This is a genomic window from Butyrivibrio sp. LC3010 (genome assembly GCF_000424385.1).
Lineage (GTDB): Bacteria > Bacillota > Clostridia > Lachnospirales > Lachnospiraceae > Butyrivibrio.
This window is the reverse complement of sequence record NZ_AUJU01000003.1, coordinates 25,425-49,809: the sequence shown is the minus strand read 5'-3', so window position 1 is coordinate 49,809 and position 24,385 is coordinate 25,425. Positions and strand designations below refer to the sequence as shown.

Here is a 24,385-nt window from a genome sequence, read left to right as displayed (position 1 = left end):
CAAACGCTAAGTTGAAAAAAAGCCCTGCTATTGTTATAATTATAAACTGTTCATTCAGCTCTGCGCACTTGCTGCGCTGAGCGTGAGGATGTTTAAAGCTTTGAATATTGGATTTGCCCCTTGCCGAAGGCAATTGGAATGGGCAAATCCCGTTGCTGTGAGCACCATAAGGTGTGAGCAGTAACTATAATTATAAACTGTTCATTCAGCTCTGCGCACTTGCTGTGAGCACCATAAGGCGTGAGCAGTATATATAGTAAGCACTCTTGTAGATTTTTAGTTTGGAGGAAATGAAATGCCAATCAAGGTTAACAGTTTTATGGGGAAATTTGGCTGGTTTGCAAGAAAGCATTTTCCTATGCTTGCCAGTGAAGCCTATTTAAAGCTTCAGTTTGCCACAAGACATAAACAGCAACAGGATTATATAGATTATTTTATGAATGCCAAGGAAGTTCCGATGCCCAATGTGGTTAACATCGAGACAATAAACAGATGTAATTCTACCTGCGCATTCTGTACAGCAAATGTACATGCTGAGAGAAGACCTCTTTGCAAGATAGATGATGACCTTTATAAGAGCATTATCGATCAGCTTGCTGACTGGGGATACAAGGGACACCTCACATTGTATGGTAATAATGAACCCTGGCTTGATACCAAGATAGTTGAACGCCATAAGTACGCGAGGGAGAAGCTTCCTGAGAGCTTCATCTTCATGAGTACTAACGGACTTATCCTTAATATTGATAAGGTTAAGCAGATTCAGCCCTATATAAATCAGCTTATTATCAACAACTATAGTATGGAGTTCAAGCTTCATAAGAACATTCAGGAGATTTATGAGTATGTTAAGGCTCATCCTGATGAGTTCAAGGATCTTGATATAGAGATTCAGATGAGATATCTGGAGGAAGTGCTCACAAACAGAGCCGGTTCAGCACCTAACAAGCAGGCTACCGAGAAGGTTATCAAGGAGACTTGTCTTCTTCCTTTCACTGATATGTGGATAATGCCTAACGGAAAGCTTGGACTTTGCTGCTGTGATAACTTCGAGGTTACTAATTATGCTGACCTTGCTACAACAAGTCTTAAGGATGGATGGGCATCTGAGGAGTTTATGGCTGTAAGAAGGAAGATTGCTTCCGGAAGACAGAATGAGCCCTTCTGTAAGCATTGTGACTTTATTGATGCAGGATTCCGTATGACGATCGTAAAGGCCATTCTTGAGGGAAGAGATCCCAATAAGCTCGGCGGACATGAGAGAATGGGAATTTTCAAGAAGGAAGACTAATCGTAGCTTTATGTCAGCCTTATCAGGATATGCACATATAGAGGTGAAGTTGTGAAAGGCATAACAGGGAAAATAGCATCCGGATGGTACATCTGGCTTATAGGCATTTTTATCACTGCTGTTTTTGCTATGTATATGATAGTCGGTGAGAACAGTTACATAGCAGTGCCGGACAATTTGGATCTATTTGTTGCACAATATCAAATGATGAAAAATACAGGGACATTCTGGGCTCACGGCGCGGATGTCCCGTTTCTTAATGGTATCAGCAGGGATAATCTTCCCGGAGAATTTTATCTGTACAGTATTCTGTACATGATTTTTCCGGCATATGTCGCTTATGTTCTGGGATATATTCTGAAGATTGTTATAGCGCTTGTTTCCTGCCTGCTGCTGTTTAAGGATTTCTTTCCGGATGAGAAGCCGGGAGATGTTGCTTATTTAAGTGCTTTTGCATATGGAATTCTCAATCTTTTTCCAGCCTTTGGAATACCTTTTGCTTCCATTCCCCTTGTTATATATCTTCTTAGAAGGATATACAGAATTGGATTAAAGAGGGAGGTTGTAAAGTACTATATACTCTTATTTCTGTATCCGGTTGTATCTTATTTTTCGTATTTTGGAATGTTTATTCTGGGGTACCTGGTTCTTGCAATTATCTGGAGACTGATAAGTGATAAAAAGCTTTCTCTTTCCTTATGTATTTCTCTTATAGTTTTATCTGCAGGATTTGTGATTTTTGAGTACAGACTTTTTGGAACCATGCTGCTTTCGGATGAAATAACGATAAGAAGTTCTATGAAAGATGCTTCCATGGGAATTTCTGAGATTATAGGTGAGAGCTTTTCTGTGTTTAAAAATGGAATGATGCATGCTGATGATGCACATTCATATTTTGTATTCCCGGTGTGTATGATATATCTGGTCTTTTTAAATGCCGGATATGCGATAAAAAGGGATTTTAAAGGGATTGTTCATGATATTTACAATTTCTTTTTTGTGCTTTTGATTTTTAACAGCGCTGTATATGGAATTTATTACAGCGAGGCAGTAAGAGATTTTGTTGCGTTGGTATTACCGCCGCTTACAGGTTGGCAGTTTAACAGGACGATTTTCTTTAGCCCGTTTCTGTGGTACGGAATGTTTTTCATAGTATGCAGGAGAATGGCTAAAAGAAGTAATGTACTGCTAAGGATATCCGCAAGAGTCCTGCCTGTTATAGCTGTATTTGTGATACTGCTCTTTTCCGGGCATTATAATGATATGTATGATACTGCTTACGGAACGGCATATCGTTTAAAGACAGGACATGAAGTGGACAGGCTCAGTTACAGAGAGTTTTATTCCACAGAGCTTTTTGATAAAATTAAAAGCGATCTTGGCTATGAAGAGGATGAGTGGGCAGTGGCCTATGGAATGCATCCCGCCGTGCTGGAATACAACGGAATATCGACACTTGACGGTTATCTTGGATTTTATTCTCAGGAATACAAGGAGAAGTTCAGAAGAGTCATAGCGCCAGCCCTTGATAGAAAGGAAAACACCAGAATCTATTTTGATGACTGGGGAGCAAGGTGTTATCTGTATTCCGGAACTGATGATTCTATAGTTATGCCTACAAAAAGTATGGCAGGTGTTACTGATACCAATCTGTATGCAGACACAGAGGCTCTGAGGGAGCTTTCATGCAAATATATTTTTTCCAGGATTGAGCTTGGAAATGCAAAGGAAAAAGGGCTTTTATCTGTAGGAACATATGAGGATGAATCATCTCCGATGACTATATATGTCTACAGGCTGGATTAATAAAGTCTGTAGTTATAAAGCCTGTGAAAAACGGAAAATCTTCCGGGGCTAATATTTTAGCTCAAATATCATAATGAGAGGTTAGAAATGGATAAAATAGCGGTACTTATTCCCTGCTACAATGAGGAGCAGACCATTGAAAAAGTAATAAAGGATTCAAGGGCGGCTCTTCCTGATGCGGTTATATATGTTTATGATAATAATTCATCTGACCGCACATCAGAAATAGCAGAGGCAAATGGTGCAATCGTCCGCCATGAGTATGTTCAGGGAAAAGGCAACGTAATAAGAAGAATGTTTCGTGAAATTGATGCAGAGTGCTATGTAATGGTTGATGGAGACGATACCTATCCTATGGAGTCAGCACCTGGCATGTGCGAGCTGGTACTTAAGAAAAATGCTGATATGGTTGTAGGTGACAGACTTTCATCAACATATTTTACTGAGAATAAAAGGCCTTTTCACAATTTTGGTAACAGTCTTGTAAGGGGTAGCATCAACAGGCTTTTTGATTGTGACATAAGAGATGTAATGACAGGATTCAGGGCATTCAGCTACGAATTTGCAAAAACATTTCCTGTATTATCAACCGGGTTTGAAATTGAGACAGAGATGACAATTCATGCTGTAAATAATCATATGCAGATTGAGAATTACATCATAGAATTCAGGGACAGACCGGAAGGCTCTGAGTCAAAGCTTAATACCTACTCTGACGGAATGAGAGTGCTTATGACCATAGCAAGACTTTACAGAGACTATAAGCCTATGGGATTTTTCTCAATAATCTCTCTTGTTCTTGCGATTGTATCAATTGTATTTTTTGTGCCGATTTTTGCATCATATCTTCAGACGGGGCTTGTTGAGAGATTTCCGACGCTTATTGTCTGTGGTTTTGTGATGCTTGCTGCGATTTTCGCATTTTTCGCAGGAATGATACTGCATAATCTTACAATAAATCACAGGAGAGAATTCGAGATGAGGCTTATAAGCCTGAATGCGGATAAGAGGAGATTGCTGGAAAAGGAAAGTTAAGATTATATTAACTTTTTGTGTTTTTTTGATGATAGGGAGTTTCTAGTGTTAAAATGTCATTGTACTTTTGTGATTTGCTAATGACATGAGGAGCTATTATGAAAAAAAGATTTGTTATGGGACTGACTGCTTTAATGCTTACCGTCTCAATAGCCGGCTGCGGTGATCCGTCTAAGCTGACTTCAAAAAATGTAAATGAACCGGTTGTGGAAGAAGAGATAACCGGGGAGACTTCGGAGGAAGCCGTGTCTGATGGCGTAAGTCAGGGGCAGGCGACTGGTTTGGAGCAGAATGCAGAAGGTGATGGCGCTGAAGCTTCTACAGCAGAAGCAGCTGAAAAGCCTATGGCAGTAACGTCGGATGGAGTGGCATTTGATCCTGAGGAGATAGTTGAGCCTGCGCTTCCTGCGGCTGAAGTACAGCAGGCAGAGGCGGTAACTGCTGATGTACCCGCCACCGATACCACTGAAACAGAACAGACCGTGGCTGAGACACCTGCTGAGACTCCCGTAGAAGACCCTGCGGCTACTCCTGCAGAAGAACCCAAAAAGGATAAGTATTATGACATAGTCTTTATTGGTGACAGCCAGTTTGACAATGCCAGAGGAACGGCATCTGATATACCCTCTTATACCTGTTCGCTTCTTGGGAAAAAGGTTAAGTTCTATAACCTGGCAATAGGAGGAACGGCAGCATCTCTTTCAAGAGACATGGGCCTTGAACTTGATACATTTAGTGATTCATGTTTTATAGGAATCAGCTATGCCCTTGCAGGTAAGATAAACGCTTCTTTCCTTGATCAGTATCCTGCGGGTGAGGAGCTTAAAAGGGTTGATCCCGAAAAGGTGGATCTGTATGTTATTGAGTATGGAGCAAATGACTATATAAACGGAAAAGATTTGTATAATTCCAATTATGTAGATTATCATTCATATAGCGGAGCTCTTTCAGAGGGAATAAATACACTTAAGACCATAAGCCCCAAGGCGCAGTTTATTCTCTGCGGACCATCATATTGTGTATGGTACAACTCAGACGGATATCTTATTGGAGACAGTTATACCGTAAGTAAAGGAATTGGTACGCTTTCAGAGTATTCCAATACTGCCAGCAACCTTGCCAGTGATATGGGCATAGACTTTATGGATTCCATGTATGCGTCACAGTTTGACCTTAAGATGGAAACTATAGATGATTATCTTGTAGACGGTCTTCATTACAACGAAAAAGGAAGACAGATTTACGCAGCGGTTCTTGCTCACAGAATTCAGAAGCTGAGAGGGCTTGATGACAGTGAAATGCCTTATATCGAAATAAATAATTTTGATTTCTGGGCATACAGTGACAGTATCAAGAAAAAACAATAAATTGCAACCAAAAGAATGTCTAGGCGCGACATTCTTTTTTTTTAGGTCTTATTTTGCTATACTAAACCTTAATATTATCTAACAAAGAGGACGAATAATGCAGCTTATATCTTTGCAGTTTTTAATCTTTTTGCCAGTTATGGCGTTTATCTATTTTTTAATCCCGGCGAAGCTACGGTATTTATGGCTTTTTCTGATGAGCTGGGCTTTTTACCTTTCACTCGATCTTAAAGGTTTTCCGATGCTTCTTTTCACATCCCTGTCCACCTATATTGGGGCAAGGGTCATGGAGAAACAGGAAGGGAATAAGAGAAAAGCTATTCTTGCATGTGTGATAGGTGCAAATCTTCTGATCCTTGCTCTTTCAAAATATGCGGGCATCTCAATTCTGTCAGCAGTCGGTATGTCATTTTTTATGTTCATGGCAATCGGCTATATGGTTGATGTTTACCGCGGGAATATTTATGCGGAGAAGAATTTTTTCATACTCTCACTATTTGTATCCTTCTTCCCACAGGTTACGTCAGGACCTATAGAACGTGCGGGACATATGTTCAGACAGTTCAGGGAACCTCATGATTTTAGCTATGACAAAATGAGAGATGGCCTTTTACAGATGATGTGGGGCTATTTTATGAAAATGATAATAGCCGACAGATGTGCGATACTTGTATCTGCTATTTATGCAGATCCTGTGAAGTACGCGGGAACAGCTACACTGGTGGCATCAATTCTTTATACCTTTGAGATATACTGTGACTTTGGCGGATACAGTAATATTGCCATAGGCTGCGCCAAGGTGCTGGGCTTTGATCTGATGAAGAATTTCGATGCTCCTTATTTATCAGGTAATGTCCAGGAATTCTGGAGACGCTGGCATATTTCACTCTCCTCCTGGTTTAAGGATTATCTGTATATTCCCCTTGGCGGCAATAGAAAGGGAACTGCTAGAAAATATATAAATATTTTGATTGTGTTTATTTTAAGTGGGCTGTGGCATGGCGCCAACTACACTTTTGCAATCTGGGGATTATTGCATGGCCTGTATCAGGTAATAGGTCATATCCTGATGCCTGCAAGAGAAAAGCTATGTGCTGCTTTTAAGGTTGAAACGACCAGCTTTTCCCATAGAGTTTTAAAAATCCTGATAACCTTTATGCTGGTAAATCTCGCATGGATATTCTTCAGGGTTCAGGATTTTGGTTCTGCTGTTTATATGGTGACACATATTCTAAAGCCTGAGCCATGGTTTATTACAAAGGGAACCCTTTATAACCTTGGACTTGACAGAACCAATGTGCTTTTGCTGTTTTCATCCATAGCTTTGCTTATAGGAGTAGATATAGCTAACAAGAAGGGCATTGTGATTTCGGAAAAAATTAAAAATCAGGGAATCTGGCTCAGATGGCTCATCTATATCGCTGCGGTTACATTTATTGTGACTTGTGGTATATGGGGACCCGGATATGATGCAGCAGGATTTATTTATCAGAACTTTTAAGGAATTATTATAATGAAGAGAAAACTGATTCTTACACTTAAAACAATATTATTTCTTATACTTCTTGGCGGTGTTTTGTGTACAGTAATGCTTGTTACCGAGAGAAAAACCAGCTATATGAAGAATAAGGACTTTTTTGAGGAAGCAAAAAAAGATCATCTTGATGTTTTGTTTTTGGGATCTTCCCATGTGATAAACGGTATAAATCCCATTGATCTGTATGAGGATTACGGAATCACATCCTACAATCTGGGTGGTCACGGCAGCCTTCTGAAGGAAAGCTATTGGCAGCTCATAAGGGCTCTTGATTACTGTAAGCCGGATTATGTAGTCGTGGATTGCTTTATGATGGACAGGAACTACGATTATATTGATGAAATGTATGAGGAGACTCCCGAAGAGTTCAGGCAGGCAGCTATCAGCCAGCTTCACCTCAATATGGATGCGTATCCTTTGAGTAAGCTCAAGATTGCAGCTGTTAAGGACCTCGTTCATGATCCTGATATACAAAAACAGTATCTTTTTGATTTTATGGTATATCACAACAGATGGAACGAGCTTGAGCAGAAGGACTTCCAGAGACTTACAGGTACTTCAGAATACAATATGTTAATGGGAGCAGAGATGAAGCATGAGCTTGAGGGAAGCATATCTTACGATTATGAATATGATACAGCTGCAAGACTTCCGGAGCATACCGTTTGTGAAGAATACCTTATGAAAATCATTGATGAATGTCAAAGAGACGGTATAGGAATACTTGTTACATATCTTCCGTTTGCAGCAGAGCCTCAGGATATTCAGTCTGCCAATTCTGCGGGAGACATTGCAGCGCAGTATGGAGTTCCGTATATAAATATGCTTCAGATGGAGGATATTATTGACCCCAAAGCGGATTTAAGTGATCCCGGGCACTTGTCCTCTACCGGAGCAAAGAAGGTTACAGATTGCATAGGAAAATGGCTTTCTGAGAACACTGATCTTAAGGATCACAGAGGTGATGCAGAGTTTTCTAAGTGGGATGAACTCAGCGCAGGATATGATAAAGAAGTCAGAGATAGGGAAATAAGCTATAGACTTCTCACTACTCAGCTTAATATGCTCACATTGGGAGATGTAAGTGCTGCGCTCTATCTTACAGAGGATTCACCTGCACTTCAGGATCCATGGTTCAGACATTTGGTTTCAAATCTGACAGGTACAGATAAGATTGAAGAGGCCGGAAGAGATCATCAGCAATATTTCCTTCTGATGGACAGGGCATCAGGTAATATCTACGAGGCTGTTGGATATGAGCCTGTTGAAAATATGGATACTTCAATGGGGCAAATGACATATATTCCTATTGAGAAAAAATTCAGGTTGTTGTATCTTACATCAGATGAGAATAATAATTTCTTATATGATGATGATCACCTTGAGGATGATGTTCAGCTTATAACATATGATAATAATAGTGGAGAGATGCTTTCTCATATTTATTGTGAATCATCCCACAATTATGAAATAGAAGAGTAATACACAGTTTTGAAAGAGAGGTTCTAATGAAGAAAATTTGCATTGTAGGAATAGCCGGTGGTTCTGCGTCCGGAAAGACAACAATTGTGAACAGAATAAGGGAGCAGTTTGGTGATGATATTGTGGTCATCAGCCATGACTCATATTATAAAGCACACAATGATCTGACCTATGACGAGAGAAGCAGACTCAATTATGATCATCCTTCTTCTTTTGATACAGAGCTTCTTATAAGAGATGTGATGAAGCTTAAAAATGGCGAAGAGATTGATGTACCGGTATATGATTATGCAATCCATAACAGATCCGATCAGACAGTGCATGTGATTCCAAAGCCGGTAATCATTCTTGAGGGCATTCTGATACTTGAGAACAAACAGCTTAGAGACCTTATGGATGTAAAGGTTTTTGTTGATACAGATGCTGATGAGAGACTTATGAGACGTATTCGCAGAGATACTATCGAGCGTGCAAGAAGCGTTTCGTCAGTACTTACCCAGTATTCTGAGACTGTAAAACCTATGCATGAGCAGTTTGTTGAACCCAGTAAAAAATATGCTGACCTTATAATTCCGAGGGGCGGCGAGAATCTCACTGGTATCAATATCTTTACAGAGCACTTAAATGCAATGCTTCGGGAGGAGGTTAACTGATAATGTTGGTACTGTCCGCACTTTCTTTGATATTGTGGCTTTTTATAGTACCTATGGGGATGGGGCTCTTAATTCAGAGGATTCTTCCGCAAACGAAAAAGACAATAGGGATAACCTGTCTTTGCGGATTTCTGATATCCTTTGCTGTATTCGAAGTGATAGGAATCTGGTGCATGATAAAGATTCCTTACGGTGCTTTTCATAAGTGCAGTGTTGCCTTTGCCAGTGTACAGGGCATTCTTGCCATTGCGGGATACGCTGCAAAGATTATGGATATTCAGAGGGATTACGAAAAAAAGGATGTAAATATTTTTTATCTGTTCTTTCCGGGAGATAAGAGAGCAAAACCGGAGGCTATCATAAGCCCCAGAACAGATGTAAGAGTCATGAAATTTCAGTATTCCAGGGAAAGTCTTATATATTGGGCTGTTTTTCTTGTGGTGCTGATTTTTCAGCTTGTAATGGCTGTTGTAATTGCTCCGTTTGACGGTGACGATTCATATTATGTTGTTGAATCGCTCCTTGCGCAGCAGACAGATGTTATGAATACGATTCTTCCTTATACCGGAAGCTCAACATCTCTTGATATACGTCATGCCATGGCGGTATTTCCTCTCTGGATTGCATTTATAGCAAGAATGAGCGGGATTCATGCTACAATTGTATCTCATACCATAATGCCGTTTTTGATCATTCCGCTTGTTTATCTGATCTATCTGGAAATAGGTCGAATTCTTTTTGGTGCAAGGCAGGATATGATTCCTGTGTACATGTTGTTTATTTCGCTTTTTGCCATGTTCGGTAATACTTCGATCTACACGCCGGAGACCTTTTTTATGATGAGAACCTGGCAGGGAAAAGCTATGGTAGCCAACTTCGTTATTCCTTTTATATTCTGGCTGTTTTTATGGCTGTTTGATGATTGCAGGAAGCCGGGATTTTTGTGGAAGGAAGAGACAAAAGGTGGAATAAGGTCGATTCGCAACAGTGCCTGGATACTATTGTTTCTTCTCAATATGGCAGCAGGAATCATGAGTTCCATGGGGATTGTTTTTGGAGCAGGACTTATAGGATTGTTGTCACTTTTACTTCTGATCTACACAAGAGATTTAAAGGTTATTATCAAGGCTGCTTTGTCAGTTATTCCTACAGGCGTATATCTTTTAATATACACATCATTTTGAATTTGAGGAAAATTTATGTATGGAATTTTTATGGAGTGTTGGGTCATTTTTAAATTATACGGAGAGAATGGTTTTCTGATCCCGCTCTTTTTGGTTTCTCTAATATATCTTCTGATTACTGAGAAGGACAACAGGAAAAGACTTGTTATAGCCGTTGCTCCACTGATAGTACTTGTGGGTTTTTTCATACCATACACCAGAATTGCCTATGTGGCAGTTTTAAGTGACGGAGGAGATACCTATTACCGTATATTGTGGCTTCTTCCGATGGGAGTGTGCATATCCTATGCCGGCTGTAAGCTTTTCATAAACCACAAGAGGATAGGACTTCCGGTTGTAAGTGCTCTTATCATTCTTTGCGGAAGTATTGTTTACAAGAATCAGTATATGGTCAAAGCTGAAAATGTTTATCATATACCCCAGGTGGTCATTGATGTCTGCGACGTTATAAGTCCAGGGGAGAATGAGCCGAGAGTCAGGGCAGTATTTCCTTCTGAGATGCTTCATTTTGTAAGACAATATGATACAAATATCCTAATGCCTTACGGACGTGATATTATTCATTGGGATTATTACAATGCGGTTCATGAAGTTTTTGAAAAGCCGGAGGAAATTAACGCAAAGGATCTTCTTGAGGCTACGAGACAGGCTCAATGCAGATACATAGTTATGCATGAGGGCAGGAAAATAGATGTACCGCTTGATAAAATGGGTCTTGAACTTGTGGATAATGTCGGCGGTTATAATATTTATGAGGATACCGAAGCGGTTCAGCAATAAGGACTATAGGTTCGGTAAGCATAGAAATGACTTTTAATTCATATTCATTTATTTTTATATTTTTACCTGTATTCCTTCTGGGTATATGGGGAATCCAGAGCTCCTTTTTACAGGATGATAAAAAGGGAACTTTGATGAAATTGTGGCTGATAGTAATGTCAGCCTTTTTCTTCGTGGGATACGGGAGATTCAGTATCCTGATCTTTTCTTTTAGTATTTTATGGAATCTTTTATCCGGACTTGCAATTTTACGAAGCAGGGGCGGTTTTTCTAAATATATTAAAGCTTTTGCAATCGTAGGGGATGTAGCACTTCTTGGTTATTTTAAATATTTAAATGCCGGGGCTATGCCTGTGGCAATAAGCTTCTATACCTTTTCCCAGATCATGTTTATAGCAGAACTTAATAAAGAGGAAGGACTTAATATAATTGATTACCTGTGTTATGTCCTTTTCTTCCCCAAGATTCTCCAGGGACCTATTGCTGATTATGAAAATATCAGGGCAGGAATTTTTGATCTTCATAAGAGAAAACTGAATTCAGATAATATAGCCGAGGGTCTTAGGCTGTTTACTCTGGGACTTGTAAAAAAGGTGCTTTTAGCTGATGTCCTTGGGAAAGCAGTGGATTTTGGCTATCAGGGTATAAACACAGCTACGGCGCTGGATGCTCTGGTTATAGCGGTTTCATATTCTTTCCAGCTCTATTTTGATTTCAGCGGTTATTGTGATATGGCAGAGGGAATCTGCAAAATGATCGGAATGGATCTCAGGATAAATTTTGATTCTCCGTACAAGTCGGGAAATATATCAGAATTCTGGGATAGATGGCATATATCCCTCACAAGGTTTTTTACAAAATATATTTACATTCCACTGGGTGGAAGCCGCAGGGGAATAGTGAGAACCTGTATAAATATTATGGTTGTTTTTCTGATAAGCGGAATATGGCATGGAAATGGCTGGGGTTTCGTTCTGTGGGGATGTCTTCATGGTCTTCTTATGGTGCTTACCAGATTATTAAAAGGTGATAAAAAGGCAGGAGAGGCAAAAAAATCTGCAGTAATTGACGGGATAAAAACTTTGCTTACATTTCTTTATGTAACTGCAGCCTGGGTGTTCTTCAGGGCCCCCGGTATTGATTCTGCACTGGCACTTTTGGGAAAAATTATCAATATTGATGCCTGGAGAGGATTTCATATTTCCATAAAACTGGCAGAATGTTTTATGGTTGATGAAATCTGGTATATCTTTAAGGTTACTCCGATACCGCGCTGGGACAAGAGTAATTATATATGTATGTGGATAATAATTATCATCTCTGCACTTATCATATTCAGAGGTGACACTGCCAGAAAAATTGCAAAAAAAAGAAAGGCTCCCATAATTTATGGACTGTTGCTTGTATGGGGAGTATTAAGTCTTGGTGGCGTCAGTACCTTCCTTTATGTGAACTTTTGACACTGATACCGTCCAGGAATGCAAAGCATGATTGGTTAACGGCACCGGTTACAGAGTGGTCTTAGTCAGATAAAAGATTTGTTTATAGATGAGGAGAGATTTGTATTGGATAAATCAGGCGGAAAAAAATTTATATTATATTTTTTTGTAACCGTTGCAATAATATTGATTCTTGTGTCAGTGTTGGTTGCCTATGTAGATCCGTTTTTTCATTATCATAAACCTTTAAATGGATTTCCATATATAGTGGATAATCAGTTATCTCAAAATCCGGGAATGGCGGTGCATATGGACTATGACAGCTGCATAATAGGTTCATCGATGACAGTCAATTTTCATACGGATGATTTTAATGAGCTGATAGGACTTAATACGCTAAAACTTTCCTACAGCGGAGCGTATCCAAGGGATGATTACAACATCTTAAGCATAGTTTTTGATAAGGACACCTATGCCAGAAAGAATAATGATATGAAAGCGGTCTTTTTGGGGCTGGATATACCTACCCTTACCGCAGAAACGGATGAGATAAAGTATGAACTTCCAATGTATCTTTATGATAAAAATCCGGTAAATGATGTTAAATATCTGTGGAATAAGGATGTTCTTCTGGAATATATATTAAAGCCTGTAATTCAGAGAAAACCCTCCAATATGTCTGAGATTTATGCCAGCTGGTGGACTGAGGATTACTATAACCTTCAGTATGTGATGCACGGATATGAGGCTCCGGAGCCGGTTGATGAAGAGATGGATAAGGAGCTTCTGATTCCCAAGACGAAGGAAAATCTGGAGGTCAATATTCTTCCATTTGTGAAAGAAAATCCGGACACGGTTTTTTATGTATTTTTCCCGCCATACAGCATTCTTTATTGGAATAATGTTATTACTGAAAATCATCTGGAGGCTACCCTGAATCAATATATGTTTGCGGCGAGAGAGCTTTTGCAGTATGATAATGTGCGTCTATTCTATTTTCAGAATATGGAAGATGTTGTGACAGACTTGAATAATTATGCGGATTATACGCACTATAATCCAAGGATCAACCGCTTTATGACAGAGTGTTTTGCGGATGGATCCTATGAGATAAAAAGTGAGGAAGAATTTGAAACCGAGCTTTCCAAAATGCGAAAGATTATAGAGAATTTCGATTTTGAAGAGCTGTTTTCAAAGGAGTATTAGAGAGGTTTTTATGGCTAATTACAGATCTGATGATAACAGAGGACGTAGAAAAAGACGAAATGACGCTGGAATTCCCGGATGGGTTCATCTGGTTATTCTGGGACTTATTGTTTTACTTATCGGATATGGCGCATTCAGGCTCCTTAAATGGAATAAGGGCAAGACGCTTGAAAAGGTTGAAATTGATGAATCGGAATATGAGGTAGAGCTTCTTGACCAGGTATTTCTTTTACCCTCCGAAAAGAGAGAAGGGCATGAAGACGATGGCAAGGAAACGATACTTGTTCTGGGAAATGATGCGATTACATATGATACTTCCGACGATGGCGTCTGTGCACAGATAGCTGACAGAACCGGAGCGGAAGTGATAAACGCAGGCTTTGCGGGAAGTACAATCGCTCTTTCAAGCCCTGAAGGGGAAGGAGATGCGATGGACAGACTGAGCTTTTTCAATATAGCTAAGTCTATAGCTGGTGATACGAGGACGGATGTTCTTGATGCCACCTGGATTCTCGGTGAGACAGTGATGCAGCAGCATGCACAGAGCCTTGTTGATCTTGATATGAACAAGGTGGACACACTTATCATTTATTATGATGCCACAGATTATATAAAGCTTCGTCCAGGTATGAATCCCGGCGACAAACTGGATCCTATGACCTACATGGGAGCACTTGATTCGGGAATCAGGATGATACAGGAAAAATATCCTTTCATCAGAATTGTGTGCATGTCTTTTACTTTTTGTTATGCCTATGATTCAGATGGTGTTCTGAAAAATGGAGACAGGGTCGATTTTGGAAACGGTAAACTTACTACATATCTGCAGCATATGATAGATACCTGCGGTGATACCGGAGTATCTTTCATAGATAATTATTATGGAACTATCGATGAGGGAAACAGTTCGGAATTCCTTCTTGATAATATTCATGTTAACAAGGATGCAAATAAACATATAGCAGAGCATTTTGCCTCCGCAATATATAAATGAGGTTTTGATGAAGAATAACAGGTTTTTGAGTATTATTTTTTTGCAGGGAGCGGTGCTTATTTATTCACTGACTACAGTTATCAGTAAGCTTGTTTCTGGCTATGATTTTTTGTCAAAAGAATTTGTGATTTTTTATTTGCTTGATTTTGCGGTGCTGGGAATATATGCCATATTGTGGCAGCAGTTATTAAAGAGGTTTGAGCTGTCTATAGCCTATGCAAACAAGGCGATGACGCTTTTATGGTCGCTTCTCTGGAGTGTCGTGCTGTTCCACGAAGGAATAACTTTTGCTAAGATTCTTGGAGTGATCATGGTTATTGCAGGCACCATCATTCTGAATTCTCCTACAGAAAACATGGAAGAGGATACAGATGATATGAAGGGAGGAAGCATATGATTCCCTTCATAGTGCTGATGCTCTTTGGACAACTTTTGGCTTCAGTGTCCCAGATTATGTTAAAACAGAGCTCTCTTAAAGAATATCACGGTTTTATCAGACAGTATCTTAATGTACTTGTGATAGGCGGATATGGGCTTCTTGTTGTGTCCATGCTGGTGGCTATTATCTGTTATGGACATATGCCTTACATGTATGTGGTGATAATAGAGCCTGTGGGATATATCCTTGTTATGTTTTTAAGCAGAATGATATTCAAAGAGAAGATAACCAAAAACAAGATTTGGGGTATGATACTTATCATGGCAGGTATCCTTGTATTTTATCTGCTTTAATCAGACTGACCTTCAACGAAGGTGGCTTGTAATGGCCTGTTGATGGGCATTTTAATACTTTCTCTTTTTGCATCAGGCAGTAAGGCAAGAAATCTTTCTTGCGTGAATATCACATAACGGTTATAATTTTATGAGCTAATTATTTAAAAGTAGTTATATTTATATTATATAGGAGTAAAAAAATGAGAACTTATCTTGTAACAGGCGGTGCCGGTTTTATCGGTTCAAATTACATTCATTACATGTTTAAAAAATATGATAATGAAATCCGTATCATCAATGTTGATGCACTTACATATGCAGGCAATCTTGAGAATTTAAAGGACGTTCAGGACAGAGATAATTATTCTTTCGTTAAAGCTAATATTTGTGACAGAGATGCTATAAATAAGATTTTTGAAGAAAATGATATCGACAGGGTTGTACATTTTGCAGCTGAGAGTCATGTAGACCGCTCAATTGTTAATCCTGAGATTTTTGTTGAGACCAATGTACTTGGTACAGCAACAATGCTTAATGCAGCTAAGAAGGCATGGGAACTTCCCGATGGAACCTTCAAGGAAGGAAAGAAATTCCTTCACGTAAGTACAGATGAAGTTTACGGATCGCTTCCTGAGGATCCCAATGCTTATTTCTATGAGGATACACCTTATGATCCTCACAGCCCGTACTCAGCTAGTAAGGCAAGCTCAGATATGCTTGTTAAGGCTTATATGGATACATATAAGTTCCCTGCAAACATTACAAACTGCTCAAATAACTATGGCCCTTACCAGTTCCCGGAGAAGCTGATACCTCTCATGATCCACAATGCACTTGAAGGCAAGGCTCTTCCTGTTTATGGAGACGGTAAGAATGTTCGTGACTGGCTCTATGTTGAAGATCATGCCAAGGCAATCGATATGGTTCAGGAGAAGGGCAGACTTTTCGAGACATATAATATCGGTGGACATAATGAGAAACAGAATATCGAGATAGTTCAGACTATTATAGATGTCCTTCGTGAGTCACTTGATGATTCAGATCCCAGAAAAGAGAAGATTACTTACGATCTTATCACTTATGTTGAAGACAGAAAGGGACATGACCGTCGTTATGCTATCGCTCCTGATAAGATCAAGGCTGAGATCGGCTGGGAGCCTGAGACAATGTTTAAAGAAGGTATCCGCAAGACAATAAAGTGGTTCTTTGCCAATGAGGATTGGATGGAGAACGTTACAAGCGGTGACTACCAGAAATATTACGACAGCATGTACAGCAACAAGCTTTAAAACATAAATGATGCGGTTGTATCATTAGTATAACAAGAGAGCTTTGGTAAGCTTTTTTACCGGGCTCTCTGTTGTTGCGTTTTAGGAGACCTCATCGGTAAGGATAATTATCGGTGAAATTATGGAGATAAGATGAGTAAATTATCAATAGTTGTTCCTGTGTATTACAATTCAGATACACTAGAGATGCTCTATGATGACATGAAGGAGAAAATCCTGGGAAAGCTTCCTGACTACGAGATAGTATTTGTTGATGATGGATCCGGCGATAATTCCTGGGAAATTATGAATAAGATAGCCAGCCGTGATGAGAAGGTTGTATGCACCAGACTCTCAAGGAATTTTGGTGAGCATGCTGCAATTCTGGCGGGGTTATCTGTGTGCACGGGTGATTGCGCTGTGACCAAGCAGGCTGATCTGCAGGAGGACAGTACTCTTATTCTTGATCTTTTTGAAAAGTGGAAGGAAGGCAATAAAGTAGTACTTGCTATTCGCGCTGAGAGAGATGAAGGTGCTGTGAAAAAGTTCTTTGCCGGTATGTATTACTGGCTTGTAAGAAAGACAATCAACAAAGAGATGCCTCAGGGAGGCTGTGATTGTTACCTTTTGGACAGACAGGCTATAGAGGTCATTCAGCTGATGGATGAGAAAAATTCATCTCTTACTCTGCAGGTTATGTGGATCGGTTTTAAATCAGCAAAGGTATACTTCCACAGAAAAGACAGGACAGTAGGTAAATCACGCTGGACTTTCGCTAAGAAATATAAACTGGTAGTTGATTCGATGATGAGCTTTTCGTATTTCCCCATAAGGGCCATCAGCACTGTGGGATTTTTTGTTGCTCTTGCAGCATTGATCGGAATAATTGGTGCTATATATGAGAAGCTGACAGTGGGAACACCGATAGCAGGATACGCTTCACTTATGTGCGTAGTGCTTTTTGCAACAGGACTGATAATGGTAACCCTTGGTATTCTTGGGGAATATATATGGCGTGCATTGGATGCTTCAAGGTCCAGACCGCCGTTTATCATTGATGAGGTTCGAAAAAACGAGAATAAATAACGAAATAACAACAAATGAAAGACACGTTCATTTTGTGTTATAGTATAATGTGGTGAAAATGTTTGCTTACATTTTTGTGAGGTAATGTAAAGCAAATTATTGAAACTGTGAATCGTCCTAAGGGATTCACCGCAAGTGGTCCGCTTTAGGAATTTATTTGGAGGGAATATCCATGAAAGGTATTATTTTAGCCGGAGGTTCCGGAACAAGACTTTATCCGCTTACAAGAGCAATCTCAAAACAGATTATGCCTGTTTATGACAAGCCTATGATCTATTACCCGCTTTCAACACTTATGCTTGCGGGCATAAGAGAGGTTCTTATTATTTCAACACCCAGAGATCTGCCGATTTTTGAAGATCTTTTCGGAACAGGAGAGCAGCTTGGTATGTCATTTTCATATGCTGTTCAGGAGCAGCCGAGAGGTCTGGCAGATGCATTTATTATCGGAGCAGATTTCATAGGTAATGACAGTGTGGCTCTTGTACTTGGAGACAATATCTTTTATGGTCAGAGCTTTAGTAAGCTCCTTAAGGAAGTTGCTGCAAGGGATAAGGGTGCAACCATATTTGGATACTATGTTCGTGATCCCAGAGAATATGGTGTTGTAGAGTTTGATGAGAACGGCAAGGCTATATCAATTGAGGAAAAGCCTGAGCATCCAAAGAGCAACTATGCGGTTCCGGGACTTTACTTCTATGATAATGACGTAATTGAAATTGCTAAAAATGTTAAACCTTCTGCAAGAGGAGAAATAGAGATTACCAGTGTTAATAATGAGTATTTGAGACGCGGTGAGCTTCGTGTTGAGACTATGGGTCGAGGCTTTGCATGGCTTGATACAGGAAATCATGATTCACTCCTTGATGCAGCTGACTTTGTTTGCGCATTCCAGAAGAGACAGGGACTTTATGTTTCATGTATAGAAGAGATTGCGTATAAGAGAGGTTTTATCGACAAGGAACAGTTATTAAAGCTTGCTGAGCCTTTGATGAAAACTGATTACGGTAAATATCTTGTTGAGGTAGCAAATGGACTCTAAAACATTCAGGTTATCTGTACTGGCTATTTTTACTACGCTGGCCCTTATCGCTGTTGTTGTTTATGCTGCCAACAGAGAGCAGATCAATTCTCTTGTTGGAAAGAATGATACGGCAGAGGTAGAGGAGAGCGTTGAGGAAGAAGTACGTACAACTGAATATGGAGAACAGATAGGAGACAATCTTAAAGGGTTTCTTACTGCCAACGATTTTTTTGATAAAAGTGAGCAACGCCCTTCAGTGGTGGTTGTTGTTGATAATGTGCCTGTTCCTGCCAATGCAGACATTCAGCAGGATCAGTCATCGTCTGTTAAGGACGGCAATCTAAAACCGGATGAACACGGAATGCTTCATGAAGTACCGGAAGTTACAGACGGAAATGCAAATTAGATTTTGGAGGATTTAGGTTAAAATGGGACAGTTAACAGTTGAAACATGTGAAATAGAAGGACTTAAGGTTATCACACCCCAGGTTTTCGGTGATAGCAGAGGCTATTTTATGGAGACATACTCAAAACGTGATTTTGAGAAAATAGGTATTCCTATGGATTTCGTACAGGATAATCAGTCAGCATCTAAAAAAGGTGTGCTGAGAGGCCTTCATTTTCAGAAGAGCTTCCCTCAGGACAAGCTTGTTCGTGTTGTAAACGGTGAAGTTTTTGATGTGGCTGTTGATTTAAGAGAAGGTTCAGCTACTTTTGGAAAGTGGTTTGGAGTTGTTCTTTCAGCTGAGAATAAGAAGCAGTTCTTTATTCCTAAGGGATTTGCACATGGTTTCCTTGTACTTTCAGATTATGCTGAATTTGCGTACAAATGTACAGATTTCTATCATCCCGACGATGAGGGCGGTCTTCTCTTTAAGGATCCCGAGATTGGAGTAGAATGGCCTTTCGAAAATGAGGCAGAACTCACACTTTCAGATAAGGATACTAAGTGGGGAACACTTTCTGACTATAAAAAGGAACGCGGTATTAACTAAATGGCAAAGGAAAAAACTGATAAACTGCCGTTTATAAGTGAGCTGCCAAAGCAGGTGGGGCTTGGAATATATTATGGACTTGCTGTAGTGCTTATGCTGATTGTTGTCTTGCACAGCAATCAGCTGGCAGATCAGCATACGGAGCTCCTTAAAAAGATATGTGCATGTATTTTGATAGTCATGTCGATGATACTTGTTACTGCATGGTATGACAAACTTATGGTATTGCCGGTTGAGCTTTTTAATTCCAGAAGGCTTATATGGCGACTTGCGGTAAATGATTTTAAGAAAAGATATGCCGGCTCTTATATGGGCGTTGTGTGGGCACTGGTTCAACCGGTGGTCACTGTTTTGATGTATTGGTTTGTATTTGACAGAATATTCCACACAAGATCTCAGATGGTTGCAGGTGGAATAGATGTGCCGTATGTTCTCTTTCTCACATCCGGACTTGTTCCGTGGTTCTTTTTTAATGAAGCACTTATGAACGGAACTACATCACTTCTTGAATATAATTACCTTGTAAAGAAGGTTCTATTTAAGATCAGTATACTTCCGCTAATCAAAGTTATTGCAGCATTATTTATTCATATATTTTTTGCAGTAGTAATGCTTGTTGTGGCTTGTATGTATGGGTATTATCCCACAATATATACGACTCAGATTTTTTATTACGCAATATGTGAGTTTATTTTAGTATTGTCCGTTTGTTATACTACATGTGCAGTGGTGGTTTTCTTTAGGGATCTCACACAGATCCTGGCGATCGCTTTGCAGGTAGGACAGTGGGCGACTCCGATTTTATGGGATATCAATATGCTTCCAGACAATCTTAAGTGGATTATTAAGCTTAATCCCATGACTTATGTTGTTAATGGCTATCGTAATGCTGTTTACGGCGATGAATGGTTCTTTGAGCATTTCTACTCAAGCACATATTTCTGGATCGTTGTTGTAGCATTATTTTGTATAGGTTCTTTGATTTTCAAGCGTTCTAAAACACATTTTGCAGATGTGCTTTAATATAATCCATCAGGAAAGTTTGGTTTAATGGAAAAAGATATAGCGATTCAGGTCACAGACCTGACGAAAATGTATAAACTATATAATAAAAACGGTGACAGATTGAAAGATGCGCTGGGATTGCTTAAAGGAAATTCATATACAGAGCATCTTGCCCTTAATCATGTTAATCTCAAAGTGAAAAAGGGAGAGACAATAGGTATTATCGGAACCAATGGCTCCGGTAAATCTACTATTCTTAAAATCATTACAGGTGTTTTATCACCTACATCAGGCTCTGTTGAGGTGGATGGACATATATCAGCACTCCTGGAGCTCGGAGCTGGCTTTAATATGGAATATAACGGCATCGACAATATATTCCTCAATGGAATGATGATAGGTTTTTCCGAAGATGAGATAAAGGCCAGAATGGATTCGATACTTGAATTTGCCGATATAGGAGACTACGTTTATCAGCCTGTTAAGACATATTCAAGCGGTATGTTTGTAAGACTTGCTTTTGCAGTAGCCATCAACATAGATCCTGAAATATTGATTGTTGATGAAGCGCTTTCAGTTGGTGATGTTTTCTTTCAGGCAAAGTGTTACCATAAATTTGAGGAGTTCAAGAAGCAGGGGAAAACGATTCTTTTTGTTTCACATGATCTTTCAACCATAAGCAGATATTGTGACAGGGCGATCCTTTTGAATCAGGGAGTGATCCTTGGTGAAGGTACCCCTAAAAAGATGATAGATATATATAAACAGGTTCTGGTTGGACAATATCCTCTTCCCGAGAATGATTTCAAGTCTCTTCTTGAGGATGATGACATCAGGGAAGCTGCCGGGAAAAAGCTTGGCAAAAAAGATGTGGACAACAAAGAAAATTGTGATGATTCCACCAAAGATAAGGATAAAACCGAGCAGAATCCTGATCTTTTGGAATATGGAAATAATGCAGCACAGATTGTGGAATTTTATGCCACAGATTCCAAGGGGCTGCGTACTAATTCGGTAATTAAGGGAACAGAGTTTACCATTCATATGAAGGTTAAGTTCCTTAAAGATATAAATGCTCCGATTTTTGCTTTTACTATTAAAAACATCATGGGAATTGAAATTGCAGGAACCAATTCCATGGTTGAAAAAGCATTCCTGGAGCCTGTTAAGGCAGGAGAGGAGAAGGTTATTACCTTTAGTCAGAGAATGCTTTTGCAGGGAGGAGACTATCTCGTATCCTTTGGAGTTACAGGTTTTGAACAGGATAATTTTGAGGTCTACCATCGTCTCTATGATGCACTTAACTTAACTGTTGTGTCAGATAAAAACACGGTTGGCTTTGTAGATATGGAATCAACAGTACAGGTAACCGATGCCAAAAAGGAATAAAACATGCAGGAAGAAGTATTTATTGGTAACGTAAAACTGAATTTCAAGCATTATGCCGGACTTGATCTGTATAGTGATGGACCGGTAGAACAGGAAATTTTCGACATCGTAAGAAAACATAAAAGAGAAGAGTATCCGGAGATTATTGAAAAGAAAGCCAGCTGGCCGGTACTGTATCATTTATCAGAGCTTAGAAGCAACATTGTAGAATGGATTCCGATGAATGGTAAGGAAAAGGTTCTTGAGGTTGGAGCCGGTTGCGGTGCAATTACCGGTATGCTTTCGGAGAAAGCCAAAGAGGTAGTTGCGTGTGATCTTTCAAGACGTAGAAGTGAGATAAATGCTACAAGGAATTCTGATTGTGATAATGTAACTATTCACGTTGGTAATTTTAGAGATATTGAGCCTGACCTTCCGACAGATTTCGATTTTATCTTTCTTATAGGTGTTTTTGAGTATGGACAGGGCTATATCGGCACAGAGAACCCATACGAGAATTTCCTTAAGATGCTTAAGAAGCATCTTAAAAAAGATGGACGAATTGTTATAGCTATAGAGAACAGGATAGGTCTTAAGTACTTTGCAGGGGCAGCAGAGGATCATCTTGGTGGTTATTTCAATGGAATTGAAGGTTATTCCAAGGATTCTGTTGCAAGAACATTTACAAGAAACGGGCTTATAAAGATATTTAAGAAGTGTGGTATCAATGATTATCATTTCTATTATCCATACCCGGATTACAAGCTTATGACTTCACTCCATTCGGATAAATATTTACCCGGATACGGAGAACTGCAGGATAATGTACGGAATTTTGATAGAGACAGATTACTTCTTTTTAATGAAAAGCGTGCCTATGAATGCCTTATAAATGATGGAATGTATGCTGATTTTGCTAATTCCTTCGAGGTTATTTTAGGGCCAGGATTTGATACTGTTTACTGCAAATATTCCAACGACCGTGCGGACGAGTTTAAGATAAGGACAGATATTGTTGTTGATAAACTTGGAAGGAAGATAATAAAGAAGTATCCCCTTACAGAAGCTGCAGAAGAGCACATTTTTGGAATGCAGGATGCTTATTATGCACTTCGCGAGAGATATAGAGGCGGAGACCTTGAGGTAAACGACTGCCAGCTTGATGAGAAGTCAAGATGTGCAATGTTTTCATATGTTAACGGCATCCCTCTTACAGCTTTGTTTGATGCATGTCTTGAATCAGATGATATGGATTCATTTAATGCACTTTTCAGAGAGTACATGAGAAGGATTGGATACAGATCTGATTATCCGGTTACGGATTATGATCTGATTTTCCCTAATATTCTGGTTAATGGACCTATATGGACCATAATTGATTATGAATGGACATATGGAAAATGTATTCCGCCAAAGGAAATAGCATTCAGAGCACTATACAGTTACATCCTTGAGGACAGAAGCCGTGAGAAGCTTGATGTTAAGGCTTTATATGAAAAGATAGGTATAACTGATGAGGATATAAAGGCTCTTCTCAGTGAGGAGGCTGATTTCCAGAAATATGTCACCGGAAGAAGGAAATCGTCAGTTGAACTCTGGAAGATGATAGGAAGGACTGCTATTGTTCCCAAGGAACTTGCAGGCTCCGCAGAAACAGCAAGAAGTGCTGAGGATATTCAGATTTATGTTGATGAGGGTGATGGTTATAGCGAGGATGATTCTATTTTCCCTGAGGAGTCTTATGATGACCATAATATCGTCACACTCGATGTGGAGTGCAATGATAATGTGCAGAACATCAGAATCGATCCGGCATTTTCCAGCTGCATAGTAACTATTAAGCAGGTTGTATGGAATGGTGTTTCGGTAGAAGAAGGAGACACTTATATTTCAATTCATCCCAACGGTTCATGGATTTCTGAGGACAGTATTGTATTTGGAACAGATGATCCTAATATAGAATTTGGATTTATGGATGATAAAATTGAGAAAAGGCGTGAGAATCATTTGAAGGTTACAATGATGACTACGCTTATTCCGAAGGAGACAGCTATTACCCTTGAGGATTCACTCAGGGTGAGTGTGGATGAAAGCGCGGAGGAGAAAGGGGAGTTTCTTCAGAAGATTAAGAAGCTTCTTCCTAAGTAAAGC

Annotated in this window: 22 protein-coding genes; all 22 read left to right on the top strand. The window is 39.5% G+C overall.

Features of this window, described 5'->3' with window-relative positions; all coding sequences use genetic code 11:
* The first annotated feature begins 295 nt into the window (after positions 1 to 295).
* The 22 genes from G622_RS0103270 to G622_RS25145 all read left to right on the top strand — a co-directional run bounded on the left by G622_RS0103270 (position 296) and on the right by G622_RS25145 (position 24,382).
* Positions 296 to 1,291, top strand: coding sequence for a radical SAM/SPASM domain-containing protein (locus tag G622_RS0103270; protein ID WP_026509489.1), 996 nt, complete (start codon positions 296 to 298; stop codon positions 1,289 to 1,291).
* Positions 1,292 to 1,342: 51 nt separating this feature from the next.
* Positions 1,343 to 3,097: a DUF6044 family protein gene (locus G622_RS0103265; protein ID WP_026509488.1), complete on the top strand. Its 1,755-nt coding sequence runs from the start codon at positions 1,343 to 1,345 to the stop codon at positions 3,095 to 3,097.
* Positions 3,098 to 3,184: 87 nt separating this feature from the next.
* Positions 3,185 to 4,132, top strand: a complete 948-nt coding sequence (locus G622_RS0103260) for a glycosyltransferase family 2 protein (protein ID WP_026509487.1) — start codon at positions 3,185 to 3,187, stop codon at positions 4,130 to 4,132.
* Between the two features lie 98 nt (positions 4,133 to 4,230).
* Positions 4,231 to 5,499, top strand: a complete 1,269-nt coding sequence (locus tag G622_RS0103255; protein ID WP_026509486.1) for an SGNH/GDSL hydrolase family protein — start codon at positions 4,231 to 4,233, stop codon at positions 5,497 to 5,499.
* Between the two features lie 286 nt (positions 5,500 to 5,785).
* Positions 5,786 to 7,000, top strand: a complete 1,215-nt coding sequence (locus G622_RS0103250; RefSeq protein WP_196814169.1) for an MBOAT family O-acyltransferase — start codon at positions 5,786 to 5,788, stop codon at positions 6,998 to 7,000.
* A 12-nt stretch (positions 7,001 to 7,012) separates the two neighbouring features.
* Complete coding sequence (locus G622_RS0103245) at positions 7,013 to 8,518, top strand: hypothetical protein (RefSeq protein ID WP_026509484.1); 1,506 nt, start codon at positions 7,013 to 7,015, stop codon at positions 8,516 to 8,518.
* Between the two features lie 26 nt (positions 8,519 to 8,544).
* A complete protein-coding gene (gene udk / locus G622_RS0103240; RefSeq protein WP_026509483.1) occupies positions 8,545 to 9,171 on the top strand; it encodes a uridine kinase in 627 nt (208 codons plus the stop codon).
* Between the two features lie 2 nt (positions 9,172 to 9,173).
* The gene (locus tag G622_RS0103235; protein WP_026509482.1) at positions 9,174 to 10,355 is read left to right on the top strand and encodes a DUF6077 domain-containing protein; all 1,182 of its coding nucleotides are present in this window, start codon (positions 9,174 to 9,176) and stop codon (positions 10,353 to 10,355) included.
* 15 nt (positions 10,356 to 10,370) lie between these two features.
* Entirely contained in the window at positions 10,371 to 11,135 is a 765-nt protein-coding gene (locus tag G622_RS0103230; RefSeq protein WP_026509481.1) for a hypothetical protein, read from the top strand.
* Positions 11,136 to 11,161: 26 nt separating this feature from the next.
* A complete protein-coding gene (locus G622_RS0103225; protein WP_044957037.1) occupies positions 11,162 to 12,595 on the top strand; it encodes an MBOAT family O-acyltransferase in 1,434 nt (477 codons plus the stop codon).
* Positions 12,596 to 12,700: 105 nt separating this feature from the next.
* Complete coding sequence (locus tag G622_RS0103220; protein ID WP_026509479.1) at positions 12,701 to 13,780, top strand: hypothetical protein; 1,080 nt, start codon at positions 12,701 to 12,703, stop codon at positions 13,778 to 13,780.
* A 10-nt stretch (positions 13,781 to 13,790) separates the two neighbouring features.
* The gene (locus G622_RS0103215) at positions 13,791 to 14,774 is read left to right on the top strand and encodes an SGNH/GDSL hydrolase family protein (RefSeq protein WP_026509478.1); all 984 of its coding nucleotides are present in this window, start codon (positions 13,791 to 13,793) and stop codon (positions 14,772 to 14,774) included.
* A 7-nt stretch (positions 14,775 to 14,781) separates the two neighbouring features.
* Positions 14,782 to 15,171, top strand: coding sequence for a transporter (locus tag G622_RS0103210; protein ID WP_026509477.1), 390 nt, complete (start codon positions 14,782 to 14,784; stop codon positions 15,169 to 15,171).
* Entirely contained in the window at positions 15,168 to 15,506 is a 339-nt protein-coding gene (locus tag G622_RS0103205; protein WP_026509476.1) for a multidrug ABC transporter, read from the top strand. Before G622_RS0103210 ends, G622_RS0103205 begins: the two co-directional genes overlap by 4 nt.
* Before the next feature lie 182 nt (positions 15,507 to 15,688).
* Positions 15,689 to 16,777 carry a dTDP-glucose 4,6-dehydratase gene (gene rfbB, locus G622_RS0103200; protein WP_026509475.1) on the top strand — a complete coding sequence of 363 codons (1,089 nt, stop codon included), beginning with the start codon at positions 15,689 to 15,691 and terminating at the stop codon, positions 16,775 to 16,777.
* 132 nt (positions 16,778 to 16,909) lie between these two features.
* Positions 16,910 to 17,842 carry a glycosyltransferase family 2 protein gene (locus tag G622_RS0103195; RefSeq protein ID WP_026509474.1) on the top strand — a complete coding sequence of 311 codons (933 nt, stop codon included), beginning with the start codon at positions 16,910 to 16,912 and terminating at the stop codon, positions 17,840 to 17,842.
* 172 nt (positions 17,843 to 18,014) lie between these two features.
* Complete coding sequence (gene rfbA, locus G622_RS0103190; RefSeq protein WP_026509473.1) at positions 18,015 to 18,884, top strand: glucose-1-phosphate thymidylyltransferase RfbA; 870 nt, start codon at positions 18,015 to 18,017, stop codon at positions 18,882 to 18,884.
* Positions 18,874 to 19,272, top strand: a complete 399-nt coding sequence (locus G622_RS0103185) for a hypothetical protein (RefSeq protein ID WP_026509472.1) — start codon at positions 18,874 to 18,876, stop codon at positions 19,270 to 19,272. Before rfbA ends, G622_RS0103185 begins: the two co-directional genes overlap by 11 nt.
* Positions 19,273 to 19,294: 22 nt before the next feature.
* On the top strand, positions 19,295 to 19,861 hold the full coding sequence (gene rfbC, locus G622_RS0103180) for a dTDP-4-dehydrorhamnose 3,5-epimerase (protein ID WP_026509471.1): 567 nt from the start codon (positions 19,295 to 19,297) through the stop codon (positions 19,859 to 19,861).
* A complete protein-coding gene (locus G622_RS0103175) occupies positions 19,862 to 20,884 on the top strand; it encodes an ABC transporter permease (protein WP_026509470.1) in 1,023 nt (340 codons plus the stop codon).
* Between the two features lie 27 nt (positions 20,885 to 20,911).
* A complete protein-coding gene (locus tag G622_RS0103170; RefSeq protein ID WP_026509469.1) occupies positions 20,912 to 22,255 on the top strand; it encodes an ABC transporter ATP-binding protein in 1,344 nt (447 codons plus the stop codon).
* Between the two features lie 3 nt (positions 22,256 to 22,258).
* Positions 22,259 to 24,382: a class I SAM-dependent methyltransferase gene (locus G622_RS25145; RefSeq protein ID WP_081675158.1), complete on the top strand. Its 2,124-nt coding sequence runs from the start codon at positions 22,259 to 22,261 to the stop codon at positions 24,380 to 24,382.
* Positions 24,383 to 24,385 lie beyond the last annotated feature (3 nt).

What these genes read in the sequence shown, in the direction of transcription:
- G622_RS0103195 (WP_026509474.1), top strand. Translation starts at nt 16,910, where the DNA reads ATGAGTAAATTATCAATAGTTGTTCCTGTGTATTACAATTCAGATACA.
- G622_RS0103260 (WP_026509487.1), top strand. Translation starts at nt 3,185, where the DNA reads ATGGATAAAATAGCGGTACTTATTCCCTGCTACAATGAGGAGCAGACC.
- G622_RS0103250 (WP_196814169.1), top strand. Translation starts at nt 5,786, where the DNA reads ATGGAGAAACAGGAAGGGAATAAGAGAAAAGCTATTCTTGCATGTGTG.
- G622_RS0103235 (WP_026509482.1), top strand. Translation starts at nt 9,174, where the DNA reads ATGTTGGTACTGTCCGCACTTTCTTTGATATTGTGGCTTTTTATAGTA.
- G622_RS0103245 (WP_026509484.1), top strand. Translation starts at nt 7,013, where the DNA reads ATGAAGAGAAAACTGATTCTTACACTTAAAACAATATTATTTCTTATA.
- G622_RS0103210 (WP_026509477.1), top strand. Translation starts at nt 14,782, where the DNA reads ATGAAGAATAACAGGTTTTTGAGTATTATTTTTTTGCAGGGAGCGGTG.
- G622_RS0103255 (WP_026509486.1), top strand. Translation starts at nt 4,231, where the DNA reads ATGAAAAAAAGATTTGTTATGGGACTGACTGCTTTAATGCTTACCGTC.
- G622_RS0103230 (WP_026509481.1), top strand. Translation starts at nt 10,371, where the DNA reads ATGTATGGAATTTTTATGGAGTGTTGGGTCATTTTTAAATTATACGGA.
- G622_RS0103225 (WP_044957037.1), top strand. Translation starts at nt 11,162, where the DNA reads ATGACTTTTAATTCATATTCATTTATTTTTATATTTTTACCTGTATTC.
- rfbB (WP_026509475.1), top strand. Translation starts at nt 15,689, where the DNA reads ATGAGAACTTATCTTGTAACAGGCGGTGCCGGTTTTATCGGTTCAAAT.
- G622_RS0103175 (WP_026509470.1), top strand. Translation starts at nt 19,862, where the DNA reads ATGGCAAAGGAAAAAACTGATAAACTGCCGTTTATAAGTGAGCTGCCA.
- G622_RS0103215 (WP_026509478.1), top strand. Translation starts at nt 13,791, where the DNA reads ATGGCTAATTACAGATCTGATGATAACAGAGGACGTAGAAAAAGACGA.
- G622_RS0103185 (WP_026509472.1), top strand. Translation starts at nt 18,874, where the DNA reads ATGGACTCTAAAACATTCAGGTTATCTGTACTGGCTATTTTTACTACG.
- G622_RS0103170 (WP_026509469.1), top strand. Translation starts at nt 20,912, where the DNA reads ATGGAAAAAGATATAGCGATTCAGGTCACAGACCTGACGAAAATGTAT.
- rfbC (WP_026509471.1), top strand. Translation starts at nt 19,295, where the DNA reads ATGGGACAGTTAACAGTTGAAACATGTGAAATAGAAGGACTTAAGGTT.
- udk (WP_026509483.1), top strand. Translation starts at nt 8,545, where the DNA reads ATGAAGAAAATTTGCATTGTAGGAATAGCCGGTGGTTCTGCGTCCGGA.
- G622_RS0103270 (WP_026509489.1), top strand. Translation starts at nt 296, where the DNA reads ATGCCAATCAAGGTTAACAGTTTTATGGGGAAATTTGGCTGGTTTGCA.
- rfbA (WP_026509473.1), top strand. Translation starts at nt 18,015, where the DNA reads ATGAAAGGTATTATTTTAGCCGGAGGTTCCGGAACAAGACTTTATCCG.
- G622_RS0103205 (WP_026509476.1), top strand. Translation starts at nt 15,168, where the DNA reads ATGATTCCCTTCATAGTGCTGATGCTCTTTGGACAACTTTTGGCTTCA.
- G622_RS25145 (WP_081675158.1), top strand. Translation starts at nt 22,259, where the DNA reads ATGCAGGAAGAAGTATTTATTGGTAACGTAAAACTGAATTTCAAGCAT.